This is a genomic window from Bacteroides sp. AM07-18 (assembly GCF_003602695.1).
Classification (GTDB): domain Bacteria; phylum Bacteroidota; class Bacteroidia; order Bacteroidales; family Bacteroidaceae; genus Bacteroides; species Bacteroides uniformis.
The window spans coordinates 352,384-365,026 of sequence record NZ_QTLM01000001.1 but is presented as its reverse complement, the minus strand read 5'-3'; the positions used below and the strand labels follow the sequence as shown (position 1 = coordinate 365,026).

The following is a 12,643-nucleotide window of genomic DNA, read 5'->3' as shown; positions in this document are numbered from 1 at the left end:
CGCTAATCACTATTTACATGAATTGCCTTGCAACCGCCTCTGCCGTCTCCTCAATCTTCTTGCAGACATCGTCATTGATGGCACCCGTCTTTAAAACGTCGAGTACCTCCATGCGATAGTTCATCTCAAGAGACTCAAGGAAGTTGCGTTCAAACTCGCTGACCTTGTCCAAAGGAACATTCCTCAACAAGCCGTGCGTGCCGCAATAAAGAATGGCAATCTGCTTTTCTACCGGCATCGGGCTGTATTGGGGCTGTACCAGCAGGCGTGTATTCTTCTGTCCCTTGTCGATGGTCAATGCCGTCACGGGGTCCATATCGCCACTGAACTTGGTAAACGCTTCCAGCTCCCGGTACTGTGCCTGGTCAATCTTTAATGTACCTGCCACCTTCTTCATAGCCTTGACTTGGGCATTACCACCCACACGGCTCACAGAGATACCCACGTCAATGGCCGGACGGTTACCCTGGTTGAAGAGGTTCGTATCAAGGAATATCTGCCCGTCAGTGATTGAAATCACATTCGTTGGGATATAGGCGGACACGTCTCCTGCCTGAGTTTCGATAATGGGCAATGCAGTCAGCGAACCGCCACCTTTCACCTTGCCTTTCAGACTGTCCGGCAGGTCGTTCATCTCGCGTGCCACTTCCTCCTGGCTGATAATCTTCGCCGCACGTTCCAACAAACGGGAGTGCAGATAGAAGATATCACCCGGATAGGCCTCACGTCCTGATGGACGGCGCAGAATCAGAGACACTTCACGATAGGCCACCGCCTGCTTGGACAAGTCGTCATAGACCACCAACGCATGACGGCCGGTATCACGGAAATACTCTCCGATGGCAGCCCCTGCAAAGGGAGCGTAATACTGCAATGCAGCCGGGTCTCCCGCCGTAGCAGCCACCACAATGGTATAGTCCATCGCACCGTACTGGTGCAGGGTATTCACGATAGAGGCAACGGTAGAACCTTTCTGGCCAATGGCTACATAAATGCAATATACCGGATCGCCAGCATCAAAATTGGCACGCTGGTTGATGATGGTATCGATGGCAATGGCCGTCTTACCGGTCTGGCGGTCACCGATAATCAGCTCACGCTGTCCACGGCCGATAGGTATCATGGCATCCACAGCCTTCAGACCGGTCTGTAGCGGCTGATTCACCGGCTGACGGAAGATAACTCCCGGCGCCTTGCGTTCCAGCGGCATTTCATAAAGTTCTCCGCCTATCAGTCCTTTGCCATCGAGCGGCGCACCCAGAGGGTCTATTACACGGCCCAGCATACCCTCTCCCACCATGATGGAAGCAATACGCTTGGTACGCTTTACAATGAAGCCTTCCTTGATTTTATCCGTAGGGCCAAGCAACACAGCACCCACATTATCCTCTTCGAGGTTCATCACAATGGCCTTGATGCCGTTGTCGAACTCCAACAACTCGTTGGCTTCGGCATTGCGCAACCCATAGATACGGGCTACACCGTCACTGACTTGCAGTACCGTGCCAATCTCGTCCAACTGTACGCGGGTGTCAATCCCTTCCAGTTGCTTGCGGAGAATATCGGAGACTTCGCTTACTTTTATATTTTCAGACAACATCTTAGTATTTACTATTTTACAATTTACTATTTACTATTTGAAAGAACCCGAATCATATACTGTTTGACCTCTACAACTTACGCATCACAAGACTATTAAATAAGTAAATTGTAAATTGTCAAATCGTAAATCACACGATTCTTCTATTCTTATCAATGAACTGCTGTTTCACTTTCTTAAGCTGCGTAGCAATACTGGCATCCAGACGGAAGTCGTTGATGTCGAAGATAAAACCACCTTCAATGGAGGGATCCACTTCAGTCTGCAGCTCCATGCTGGCATGCAGCAGGGAGGAAGCACTGTCATGAATACGCTCCCGCACTTCCTGGCTGACGGGAACGGCTGTTATCAGCTTTCCTACACCGATATGCTTGTCTTTCCGGTACAAATCCAGAAAACTCAGGCAGATGTACTGGAGAAAGTTTTCCCGCCGGTTCTTCAACACCAGGGTCATGAAACGCGCAAACTCACGGCCCGCAGGAGCATCCCCCACAGCAGCGGTACAGATAAGTGTTAACTTCTCACGTATCGTCAGGATGGGGTTTTCCAATGCCATGCGCAAATCGGGATGTTTCCTGAAGCTACGGTCGAGCATACAAAACTCCTTGTACAGAGTATCTTCTGCCCCCATGCTCTTGGCATATTCCATCAATGCTTTCGCATAACGCATCGAAACGATTCCTATATCCATTTCTTTGAGAATTAATTGTTTTTACTTGCGGCCAGCACTTCATCCAACATCCGGTCTATCATCTCCATCTGCTCATGTTTCTCGTCCAGATTCTTGCGGATAATTTTCTCGGCTATATCCACGGACAAGACTGCCACCTGGCGGCGAATATCGCGGATGGCCTCTTCCTTCTCTTGCTGTATCTGCTTTTTAACTTCGTCCAGCTCCTTCTGCGCGGCGGCTTCCGCCTGCTTGCGTGCTTCGACGATAATCTTGTCACGCTCATGCATCGCCTCCCGCAGAATACGTCCTTGTTCTTTGTTGGCAGCAGCAATCAACGCTTCACTCTCCTCTTTCAGTTTGGAGAGCTGGGCATTTGCTTCGCGTGCCACTTCCAAAGACTGGTCGATGTAGGTCTTGCGACCTTCCACCATCTTGGTGATAACGGGAAAACCGTACTTGGCAAGCACCACAAACACCACACCGAATGAAAGGAGCATCCAGAACAGCAGACCACTATCGGGTAATAACAATGACATAATTTTATTTACTATTTGACAATTTACGATTTACAATTTGGCTGCGCGGTGATGCTGCACGGACAAATTGTAAATGGCAAATGGTAGATTGTACATTATAAAAAGAATACCAATAAACACACAACTACTGCCAACAAAGCAACACCTTCAATCAAGGCAGCGGCAATAATCATGTTCATACGGATATCTCCGGATGCTTCCGGCTGGCGGGCAATGGCCTCCATAGCAGAACCGCCGATTTTACCAATACCTACACCAGCACCAATAACAGCCAAACCAGCACCAATGGCTGCACCCAGTTTACTAACTCCCACACCTGCCGCAGCAGCTTGCAATAATACAGATAGTAACATAACTTTCAGTTTTTAAATGGTTATTTTTATTAATATTTATATTCCCAATAATCGTATCACTTCACCGCCTTCTCCTTATGCTCTTCCTGCGCCAGACCGATGAACACGGCTGACAGCATGGTGAACACATATGCCTGGATAAAGGCAACCAACAACTCAAGTGCATTCATAAAGATATTGAACAACACCGATGCCACGGTCAGCGTTCCGTTCAAAGCAGGTCCCATACTGGCCGAGATGAATATCAGGCAGGTAAGCACCAGCATTGCCATGTGCCCTGCCAGCATATTGGCAAAAAGACGTATCATCAAAGCAAACGGTTTGGTGAAAATACCGAAGAACTCGATAAACGGCATCATGGGGACCGGTACCTTCAGCCACCAGGGCACATCCGGCCAAAAGATATCTTTCCAATAAGTCTTGGTTCCAAAGATATTCACGGCCAAGAAAGTACAGATGGCCAATACCATCGTAATGGCTATATTTCCCGTCACGTTGGCCCCTCCGGGAAAGAAAGGAATCAGCCCCATAATGTTGTTGATGAAAATAAAGAAGAAGGCCGTCAGCAAGTAAGGTGCGAATTTACGGTACTTCGGACCGACACAGCTCTTTATAATATCATCGTTCACCATCATGATAAACATCTCCATAAACCCGATGAAACCACCGGGAGCGGCACTTCCCTGCGGGTGCTTGCGATACCAGTGCGCCACACTCAAAATGATGAGAAGCAGCAATGCGCTGTTGATGAGCAAAGCCAGTGTCACCTTCGTGATGGAGATGTCCAACGGGCGTATTTCGTTTCCGGTGGCATCATACTCCACCAGCTTGCCTTCGTACTTGCTTCCTGCGGGAGCGATGGAAAAGCCTTCATAACTTCCACCGTTCTCCTCCAGACGTGAGGATAGAAAGGCATGCCATCCGGTGGTAGAGCTATGCACTATTACCGGCAAAGGAATCGTAACGTGAGTTTCGCCCCACGTCGTGATGTGCCATTCGTAAGAATCGCCGATATGCCCGAAGACAATCTCCTTCACGTCCACCGTATTCTCGGCCCGCACCGTGGCGGGTAGCAACATGCCCAGTGCCAGCAGAACTACAGTCAGTATGTTACGCAATCTTTTCATTGTTACTTTTCTTTTTCAGTTTCCGGTTCGCCTCAAAAGTGAAGAAGAACCAGGAATCATAAATCAAATATATCAGATAGTTGGCTATAAACGTCAACAGAAACGCCCTGGCTTCCTCACGTACTGCAACGCAATAAACCAGCATCACAATCATGGAGACCAGCATTCTCATCACACGCATCAGCAGATAAATCTGCAACATTCGTCCCGGCATCCGGTGACGGCAGCTTTCGGTCATATTAATCATGAATACTCCGAAAACAAAGAAGAAAAGCGGAATCAGCGGATAACCGCCGAAATAGTGATGCGGATTTATCGAAAAATACGCCCAACCGCCTACAATTCCTATCAATACCGTCAAGAGCGCTGTATGCAATAAGTAGTTTCTCTTAGTAATAGTCACGCCAACAACCTCTATTTTTTAATTTTTAATTTTTTAATAGCCTATTGCTGTTCTATACAGACGGCAACCCTTCCGTTACTCATCTCCACGAATCCGCTTTGAATATCCAACTCATGTTCCTCACCGTCCGTTGCGTAAATCAATTTCCCCGTTCCCAACGATGATACAATCGGTGCATGCTGCGGCAGGATAGAAAAAGAGCCCATAGTGCCCGGCAATGTAACACTTTCCACTTCCCCGTTGAAGAGTTCCTTCTCCGGTGAAACAATATTCAAATGCAACTTTTTCATCATCAAAGCTCCCAGACTTTTAATTTTTAATCGTTTTTCCCCCTGCCTGCTCCAGTAGTTTCTTACCCTTCTCAATGGCTTCTTCAATGGTTCCCACATTCAAGAAAGCAGGTTCGGGCAGGTAGTCCACCTCTCCGTCAAGAATCATCTTGAAGCCTTTGATAGTGTCCTCAATGGAAACCATTGTACCTGGGACACCCGTAAACTGCTCGGCAACGGCAAACGGCTGTGAAAGGAAACGCTGCACACGACGTGCACGGTTCACCAACGTACGGTCGGCATCAGAGAGTTCCTCCATACCAAGGATGGAGATAATGTCTTGCAATTCCTTGTTGCGCTGCAATATTTGTTTTACACGTTGTGCCACTTCGTAGTGTTCTACCCCCACGATGTGTGGGTCGAGAATGCGTGAAGTAGATTCCAACGGGTCCACAGCAGGATAAATACCAAGTTCAGTAATCTTACGACTCAACACCGTGGTGGCATCGAGGTGGGTAAACGTTGTGGCAGGTGCCGGGTCCGTCAAGTCATCGGCAGGCACATATACAGCCTGCACGGAAGTGATGGAGCCGTTTCTTGTAGAGGTAATACGCTCCTGCATGGCACCCATTTCCGTTGCCAGTGTCGGCTGATAGCCTACGGCAGAAGGCATACGGCCCAGCAAGGCCGAAACCTCGGAACCGGCTTGGGTGAAACGGAAGATATTATCAATGAAGAACAGAATGTCACGCGGACCGTCCGTCTCCGCTCCCATGTCACGGAAGGACTCGGCCACCGTCAACCCAGACAATGCCACGGACTGACGCGCACCGGGAGGTTCGTTCATCTGACCGAATATCAAAGACACTTGTGATTTGGCCACTTCGTCATAATCTACTTTGGACAAATCCCAATGGCCTTCCTCCATACCTTTCTTGAATTCTTCTCCGTAACGGATAACACCGGATTCAATCATTTCTCTCAGCAGGTCGTTGCCTTCACGTGTACGTTCTCCTACACCGGCAAACACAGAGAAGCCGTGCTGCTTCTTCGCAATATTATTAATGAGCTCTTGGATAAGCACCGTCTTGCCTACACCGGCGCCACCAAACAGACCGATTTTACCGCCCTTGCTATATGGTTCCAGCAAGTCGATAACCTTGATGCCTGTATAAAGCACCTCTTGTACGGTAGTCAAATCTTCAAACTTAGGGGGGTCGCGATGGATGGGATAAGCACCTGTACGGTCCAACTCCTTCATGCCGTCGATAGAGTCGCCCACTACGTTCATCAGGCGGCCTTTGATTTGTGTACCTATCGGCATGGTGATGGGGCCTCCCAGCGGATGCACTGTCATTCCTCTCTGCAGGCCGTCCGTACTGTCCATAGCAACAGTACGCACCGTGTTTTCACCAATGTGCTGCTGTACCTCTACAATCAGTCTTTTGCCGTTCGACCTTTTTATTTCCAGTGCGTCGTGAATACTCGGCAACATCATTTCTGCCTCCGTTCCTTCGAAATAGACGTCTACTACAGGCCCGATTACCTGTGAGATATGTCCGACAATCTGTGACATAAGCAATCTTTTTATTCTATATTTCCTTAATTATTTTTCCCAATACTAAGTTGTAAGTCGCGTGTATCCTCATTAACAAGTCAGCCAAGTCGCGTCTTTCATCAGCTATGTACTCGTACCTATTAACGTTTGTCAGCTATGGTTTGTTCATCCCAATAGTTACATAAACAACAACGCAAATGTATAAACAATTTGCATGTAGTTGTTACCGTGTATAGCATTTTTTGAACAAAAAAGACTATTTTGAACGATTAATACTACAATTGGAACAAATTGTTACAGACATGATAACGTCAGTTAACAATTAGCAAGAAAAAGGAATTGCCCACCCATCTTATGAAAAAACACTGAATTGACAACAGAGGTTCTGTATATAATATACAAAAAATAAGCCTTGTCTCTCGACAAGGCTTATTCACAACACAAACACAAAATAAAACACGACAAAACTACTATGCAATCTTACCTGTCTATGCCGGGGAGGCATACGTACTAGTTACGGATATTCACATATACATAAACAGCTTCAGGCTGATTTGCACATTATAAACAAATGCGGGGAGGCATTTGTTTATTGCCTATTTGTTAAAAAACACAAATTCAAAGTTTGTCATTGAATACCTCTTTCACGAAGCTTCAACTGCCATTTCCATGCAGAAAGTAAAGTATCTTCAATACTTGTTTCTGCCTTCCAACCCAGTTCATTGTTTGCCAATTCCGGGTTTGCCCATACCTTCTCAATATCACCGGCACGCCGCCCTACTATCTGATAGTTCAGTTTTACACCGGTAGCCTTTTCGAAAGCATTAATCAGTTCCAATACGGAAAGTCCACGACCTGTACCGATATTGAATACTTCCACTTTTTCCTTCTGCTTGTTCTCCAAGATACGGCGGATAGCCACTACGTGTGCTTTGGCCAAATCGACTACATTGATGAAGTCGCGGATACAAGAACCGTCGGGAGTATCATAATCGTCACCAAACACGCTCAGTTTCTCACGGATGCCGATAGCGGTCTGGGTAAGATAAGGAATCAAGTTCTGCGGTACACCGTTAGGCAACTCTCCCAGCAATGCTGTGGGGTGTGCACCTATCGGGTTGAAGTAACGCAACAAGATGGCGTTTATCGGAGCACCGGAAGCAACCGTATCACGTACAATCTCTTCATTGATTTGCTTCGTGTTTCCATACGGAGACTCAGCTTTCTTAATAGGTGCCTTTTCCGTTACCGGAAGTTCGTCCGGCTGGCCGTAAACTGTGCAGGAAGAAGAGAATACGATACCTTCCACTCCATGCTTCGGCATCAATTCCAGCAGGTTTATCAGTGAAACCAGGTTATTACGATAGTAAAGCAATGGTTTCTGGACAGATTCACCCACAGCCTTGCTGGCCGCAAAGTGAATGATGGCTTTAATGCCTTTATATTTGGTAAACACAGCGTCAAGACCGGCATAATCCAAGCAATCCAATTCCTCGAATGCAGGGCGGATGCCCGATACCTTCTCTATGTTATCTACAACATCTGCGCTGGAGTTTGACAAATTATCAATAATAACAACTTCATAACCTGCGTTTTGAAGTTCCACCACCGTGTGAGAACCAATATAACCGGTTCCACCCGTAACTAAGATTTTCCCTTTCATATTAAATATAGATAATTTAGCTTTTAGGTTATCAATACGCCACAAATGTAAGGAAATAAATTAATAAAAACAGAAAAAGGGGGATAAATTTTAGTTTATCCCCCTTCCACTTTATTTCCGGTTTTTCTTCTTTAAATCTTCACAACCCCCGAAAAGCCCATGAATGCCATTGCCAGCAGTCCGGCAGTAATCAAAGCTATCGGAGTACCCTGCATACCTTTCGGTACACTAACCAGGCTCATTTGCTCGCGCAGGCCTGCAAACAGTGTCAGTGCCAAGCCGAAACCAAGTGCCGTGGAGAATGCATAAACCACTCCCGTCAGCAAATCATAATCTTTTTGGATAACAAGGATAGCCACACCGAGAATACAGCAGTTGGTAGTAATCAACGGCAGGAACACGCCCAAGGCCTGATACAGAGAAGGAGATACTTTCTTCAGGATAATCTCTACCATCTGCACCAATGCGGCAATCACCAGGATAAAGGTAATAGTCTGCAAATAGCCCAAATCAAAAGCGTCGAGCACATACTTCTGAATAAGGAATGTCACGATAGTGGCGATGGTGAGCACGAATGCCACCGCTGCCGACATGCCCAATGCAGTCTCCACTTTCTTGGAAACTCCCAAGAACGGGCAAATTCCCAAGAATTGCGACAATACGATGTTGTTTACAAAGATTGCCGAGATAAATATCAATATATATTCCATAATCATTAAATTAAGAATTAAAAACTAAAAATTAAAAGCCCGGCAGCCTACCGCCGATACGTTCTCAATTTTTTCATTTTTAATTTTTCATTATTAATTCTTCTTCATACTGTTGATTAAAGCAATGAGATAGCCCAATGCGATGAATGCACCCGGAGCAAGGACAAATACCAACATGCCGTATTCTTCAGGAAGGATACTCAAGTTGAATATCTTGCCGGTTCCCAGGAACTCACGCACGGCACCCAGTAATGTCAGTGCAATGGTAAAGCCCAAGCCCATGCCCAGACCGTCGAACAAGGAAGCCACCGGATTGTTTTTGGCAGCAAATGCCTCGGCACGTCCCAATACGATACAGTTTACAACAATCAGTGGAATGAACAGGCCCAGTGTGGCGTACAATGCAGGAACGTAAGCTTGCATTATCATCTGCAACAGTGTCACAAATGATGCTATGACTACAATGAATGAAGGGATACGCACCATATCGGGAATCAGATTCTTGATGGCAGAAATCACCACATTGGAACATATCAGCACGAACATTGTAGCCAGTCCCATACCCATACCGTTAATGGCAGAGGAAGTGGTACCCAGTGTAGGACACATACCCAGCAGGAGTACAAACGTAGGATTCTCTTTGATAATCCCGTTCATCATAACTTTAAAATTATTCATATCTTCTACTCCTTTCTCATTTAGCGCTGAGTGTATCCACAGCTTCGGGAGCTGCGGAATCAGCAGGTTGTTCAACATTCTTTTGAGTAGCGCCGGTAGTGCCGTCGGCAGTTTCCTGACCGGCATAGGCAGCATAAGCCGCATTCACTGCATTCAAAAAAGCACGTGAGGTGATGGTAGACGCTGTAATGGCATCTACTTTACCACCGTCCTTGCTCACTGTCAATGCAGCTTCACCCGGATTCATGCCGGTGATGTCACCTTTATTGCCTTTCTTGAACCAGTCGGCAGCCTTGGAACCCAACCCCGGAGTTTCCACATGCGACAACAAGGAGTAGTCGATGATTTTGCCTTCAGCATCGAAACCGACCAACACTTTCAGCTCACCGCCAAAACCCATGGCAACAGCTTCCACAGCAGCTCCGATATATTCTCCGCCTTTGGTGGCAGGATATACAGAATACTGTACTCCGTTTACTTCCTGCATCTTCTTCTCGGCGATGGGGTCATTGTCGAAGCCCGGAACCACCGCACTTACGGCATCGCTCAAGGTCTTTGCATTGGCCTGCGCAATGGGCTCCTTCGTCAATTCGTTTACATAAGCCAGCAACGCTACGGAGATTGCGGTAACGCCCGTAAGTACCAGCAACATATTCTTCAAGGATGATTCTAACTTTTTCATTTCTTCTTCGCTACCTCCCCAAAGCGTTTAGGTTTAACATAGGTGTTGATGAGCGGAGTGAACGCATTCATAATCAGAATGGCAAACGACATACCCTCCGGATATGCACCGAACAGACGGATGATGACAGTCAGTAGGCCGATGCAAACACCATAAATCAGCATACCTTTGTGGCTCATCGGAGAAGTCACGTAGTCCGTAGCCATAAAGACAGCACCCAGCATCAGACCACCGGACAACAACTGTACGACCGGGGATACATAAAGTTCCGGATTGACCAGATACATGATACCGGAGAACACGAATACCGTCACCAGAATAGATACCGGAATGTGCCAGGTGATGATTTTCTTCCACAACATGTAGAACAAACCAAGCAGCAGCGCCAAGGCACTCACCTCACCGAGACATCCTCCATTATTACCTATCAGAAGGTCGAAAGCTCCCGGAAGGTCGCTCAGGGACATGCCCGGAGCACCATTGATGACACCTTTCATAATAGCCAGCGGCGTAGCAGCCGTCGTGGCATCCGTATAGGCTGTCAACTGGCCTACAGCCGGCCATGTCGTCATCTGCACGGGGAATGAAAGCAGCAGGAACACACGTCCTGCCAGTGCAGGGTTAAAGGGATTGCAACCCAAACCTCCGAAGGACATCTTGCCTACCCCGATGGCAAACAAGGCACCAAGGATGATAATCCAGATGGGCAGGTTGGAAGGCAGGTTAAAGGCCAGCAACACACCGGTAATGATGGCAGAACCGTCGGTAATGGTTGTGGTCTCTTTTTTCATGAGGAATTTGCCGATGGCCCATTCAAAGAACAAGCAGGCTGCTACGGAAGTTGCCGTAACAATCAGCGCACCCAGTCCGAAAAAGTAAAGCGAAACGAGGAATGCCGGAATCAATGCGATAAGCACACCGTACATATTCTTCTTCACGCTGTCACCGCCGTGAACGTGGGGCGAAAGGGATACGATTAATTTATTCATACTTCGTTATTTTTTAGCTTGACGTGCACGAATCATCGCTCCTACCTTACCCTTACCCAAGCGGATATAATCCAGCATCGGACGGTTGGAAGGACAAGTGAACTGGCATGAACCGCATTCTATACACGACATAATGTCTTCTTTCTCTACTCTTTCAAAATCTCCGTGGGCCGAAACGGTAGCCAGCAGATACGGCTCCAACCCCATCGGGCAGGCTCCCACGCACTTGGCACAACGGATACAAGGCTGTACTTCGCCGCGCTTGGCTTCCTTCTCGTTCATAATCAGAATACCGGAGCTTCCTTTGGCTGTCGGTACATCCGTATTTACCAGAGCTTTACCCATCATCGGGCCACCGCCGATAATCTTACCCGTATCTTCGGGCAGACCGCCGCAAGCTTCAATCAGCTGCTTCATCGGCGTACCGATACGTGCCAGGAAATTGGACGGCTTTGCCAACGACTTACCGGTCACGGTAATGACACGCTCAAACAGAGGTTTGTTCTTCTGTACGGCCTGGTAAACGGCAAATGCGGTACCCACATTCTGCACCACAGCTCCCGTGGAGATAGGCAACGCACCGGCTGCAACCTGGCGACTGATGACAGCATCAATCAACTGCTTTTCACCACCCTGCGGATATTGTACCTTCAAGGGTACCACCTCGATACCTGCATAGCTGGAAGCAACCTTCGTCATCAGCTGGATGGCATCGGGCTTGTTGTTCTCAATGCCGATGAATGCCTTGTTCACCTTTACCGCCTTCATCAGAATGGATACACCTACCATAATTTCTTCCGCATGTTCCAGCATCAGCTGATGGTCGGCAGTCAGATACGGTTCGCACTCTACGGCGTTGATGATGACACACTCTGCCTTGAATGCAGGAGGAGGACACAACTTGACCTGCGTAGGGAAGCATGCACCGCCCAGACCTACGATACCGGCATCAGCGATTTTCTTCACGATTTCCTCGGAGGTCAGACTGCATTCCTTCACCAACGTTTCGGAACGGTCAATGGATTCTTCCCATTCATCCCCTTCTACGTCAATGAATATAGCAGGCTTGGCGTAACCGCTGGCATCGACAATCGTGTCAATCTTAGCGACTTTCCCGCTGACAGACGAATGAATGGCTGCTGATACAAAACCGCCGGGCTCGGCAATCTTTGTACCCACTTTCACAACATCACCTTTGGCAACGATAGGCTTGGCAGGAGCACCGATGTGCTGTCCCAGCAAGATAGCGGCCTTGGCCGGAATCTCTGCCTTGATGATAGGCTGATGTGCTGAAAGTTTATTTTCGTGTGGATGGACTCCACCAATTGAAAATGTCTTCAACATACAATTCTGTATTTTTAGTCGTTTATTTACTTTATTAATTCATACCTCAACTTGGGAA

Annotated in this window: 14 protein-coding genes; all 14 read right to left on the bottom strand. The window is 47.5% G+C overall.

The annotated features are described in order from the left end of the window. Nucleotides 1-13 precede the first annotated feature (13 nt). The 14 genes from atpA to rsxC all read right to left on the bottom strand — a co-directional run bounded on the left by atpA (nt 14) and on the right by rsxC (nt 12,585). On the bottom strand, nt 14-1,597 hold the full coding sequence (gene atpA / locus DW096_RS01670; RefSeq protein WP_085929908.1) for a F0F1 ATP synthase subunit alpha: 1,584 nt from the start codon (nt 1,595-1,597) through the stop codon (nt 14-16). A gap of 133 nt (nt 1,598-1,730) precedes the next feature. Beyond that, a complete protein-coding gene (locus tag DW096_RS01665) occupies nt 1,731-2,291 on the bottom strand; it encodes a F0F1 ATP synthase subunit delta (RefSeq protein WP_005829118.1) in 561 nt (186 codons plus the stop codon). Between the two features lie 11 nt (nt 2,292-2,302). Beyond that, nucleotides 2,303-2,809, bottom strand: coding sequence for a F0F1 ATP synthase subunit B (atpF, locus tag DW096_RS01660; RefSeq protein WP_005836994.1), 507 nt, complete (start codon nt 2,807-2,809; stop codon nt 2,303-2,305). 95 nt (nt 2,810-2,904) lie between these two features. Then, entirely contained in the window at nt 2,905-3,162 is a 258-nt protein-coding gene (gene atpE / locus DW096_RS01655) for an ATP synthase F0 subunit C (RefSeq protein WP_005829122.1), read from the bottom strand. Nucleotides 3,163-3,218: 56 nt separating this feature from the next. Further along, nucleotides 3,219-4,289 (bottom strand): F0F1 ATP synthase subunit A, encoded by a 1,071-nt coding sequence (atpB, locus tag DW096_RS01650; protein ID WP_008663554.1) that lies wholly within the window; start codon nt 4,287-4,289, stop codon nt 3,219-3,221. Then, the gene (locus DW096_RS01645) at nt 4,273-4,692 is read right to left on the bottom strand and encodes a hypothetical protein (protein WP_005829126.1); all 420 of its coding nucleotides are present in this window, start codon (nt 4,690-4,692) and stop codon (nt 4,273-4,275) included. The genes atpB and DW096_RS01645 overlap by 17 nt, the downstream gene beginning before the upstream one ends. Nucleotides 4,693-4,733: 41 nt before the next feature. Continuing rightward, nucleotides 4,734-4,982: an ATP synthase F1 subunit epsilon gene (gene atpC / locus DW096_RS01640; RefSeq protein WP_034523421.1), complete on the bottom strand. Its 249-nt coding sequence runs from the start codon at nt 4,980-4,982 to the stop codon at nt 4,734-4,736. Nucleotides 4,983-5,001: 19 nt separating this feature from the next. Then, nucleotides 5,002-6,537 (bottom strand): F0F1 ATP synthase subunit beta, encoded by a 1,536-nt coding sequence (gene atpD, locus DW096_RS01635; RefSeq protein ID WP_005829130.1) that lies wholly within the window; start codon nt 6,535-6,537, stop codon nt 5,002-5,004. A gap of 610 nt (nt 6,538-7,147) precedes the next feature. Next, nucleotides 7,148-8,182, bottom strand: coding sequence for a UDP-glucose 4-epimerase GalE (gene galE, locus DW096_RS01630; RefSeq protein ID WP_005836990.1), 1,035 nt, complete (start codon nt 8,180-8,182; stop codon nt 7,148-7,150). Nucleotides 8,183-8,313: 131 nt separating this feature from the next. After that, complete coding sequence (gene rsxA / locus DW096_RS01625; protein ID WP_008663551.1) at nt 8,314-8,892, bottom strand: electron transport complex subunit RsxA; 579 nt, start codon at nt 8,890-8,892, stop codon at nt 8,314-8,316. Between the two features lie 93 nt (nt 8,893-8,985). Then, nucleotides 8,986-9,570, bottom strand: a complete 585-nt coding sequence (gene rsxE, locus DW096_RS01620) for an electron transport complex subunit RsxE (protein ID WP_005829138.1) — start codon at nt 9,568-9,570, stop codon at nt 8,986-8,988. Between the two features lie 16 nt (nt 9,571-9,586). Beyond that, nucleotides 9,587-10,252 (bottom strand): RnfABCDGE type electron transport complex subunit G, encoded by a 666-nt coding sequence (locus DW096_RS01615; RefSeq protein WP_005829140.1) that lies wholly within the window; start codon nt 10,250-10,252, stop codon nt 9,587-9,589. Then, nucleotides 10,249-11,241: an RnfABCDGE type electron transport complex subunit D gene (locus DW096_RS01610; protein WP_005829143.1), complete on the bottom strand. Its 993-nt coding sequence runs from the start codon at nt 11,239-11,241 to the stop codon at nt 10,249-10,251. The genes DW096_RS01615 and DW096_RS01610 overlap by 4 nt, the downstream gene beginning before the upstream one ends. A 6-nt stretch (nt 11,242-11,247) precedes the next feature. Beyond that, nucleotides 11,248-12,585 carry an electron transport complex subunit RsxC gene (gene rsxC / locus DW096_RS01605; protein ID WP_005829145.1) on the bottom strand — a complete coding sequence of 446 codons (1,338 nt, stop codon included), beginning with the start codon at nt 12,583-12,585 and terminating at the stop codon, nt 11,248-11,250. Between the last annotated feature and the right edge of the window lie 58 nt (nt 12,586-12,643).

Coding starts and splice junctions, on each gene's coding strand:
- DW096_RS01665 (WP_005829118.1), bottom strand. CDS start 2,291: ATGGATATAGGAATCGTTTCGATGCGTTATGCGAAAGCATTGATGGAA.
- atpF (WP_005836994.1), bottom strand. CDS start 2,809: ATGTCATTGTTATTACCCGATAGTGGTCTGCTGTTCTGGATGCTCCTT.
- atpE (WP_005829122.1), bottom strand. CDS start 3,162: ATGTTACTATCTGTATTATTGCAAGCTGCTGCGGCAGGTGTGGGAGTT.
- atpB (WP_008663554.1), bottom strand. CDS start 4,289: ATGAAAAGATTGCGTAACATACTGACTGTAGTTCTGCTGGCACTGGGC.
- atpC (WP_034523421.1), bottom strand. CDS start 4,982: ATGAAAAAGTTGCATTTGAATATTGTTTCACCGGAGAAGGAACTCTTC.
- atpD (WP_005829130.1), bottom strand. CDS start 6,537: ATGTCACAGATTGTCGGACATATCTCACAGGTAATCGGGCCTGTAGTA.
- galE (WP_005836990.1), bottom strand. CDS start 8,182: ATGAAAGGGAAAATCTTAGTTACGGGTGGAACCGGTTATATTGGTTCT.
- rsxA (WP_008663551.1), bottom strand. CDS start 8,892: ATGGAATATATATTGATATTTATCTCGGCAATCTTTGTAAACAACATC.
- rsxE (WP_005829138.1), bottom strand. CDS start 9,570: ATGAATAATTTTAAAGTTATGATGAACGGGATTATCAAAGAGAATCCT.
- DW096_RS01615 (WP_005829140.1), bottom strand. CDS start 10,252: ATGAAAAAGTTAGAATCATCCTTGAAGAATATGTTGCTGGTACTTACG.
- DW096_RS01610 (WP_005829143.1), bottom strand. CDS start 11,241: ATGAATAAATTAATCGTATCCCTTTCGCCCCACGTTCACGGCGGTGAC.
- rsxC (WP_005829145.1), bottom strand. CDS start 12,585: ATGTTGAAGACATTTTCAATTGGTGGAGTCCATCCACACGAAAATAAA.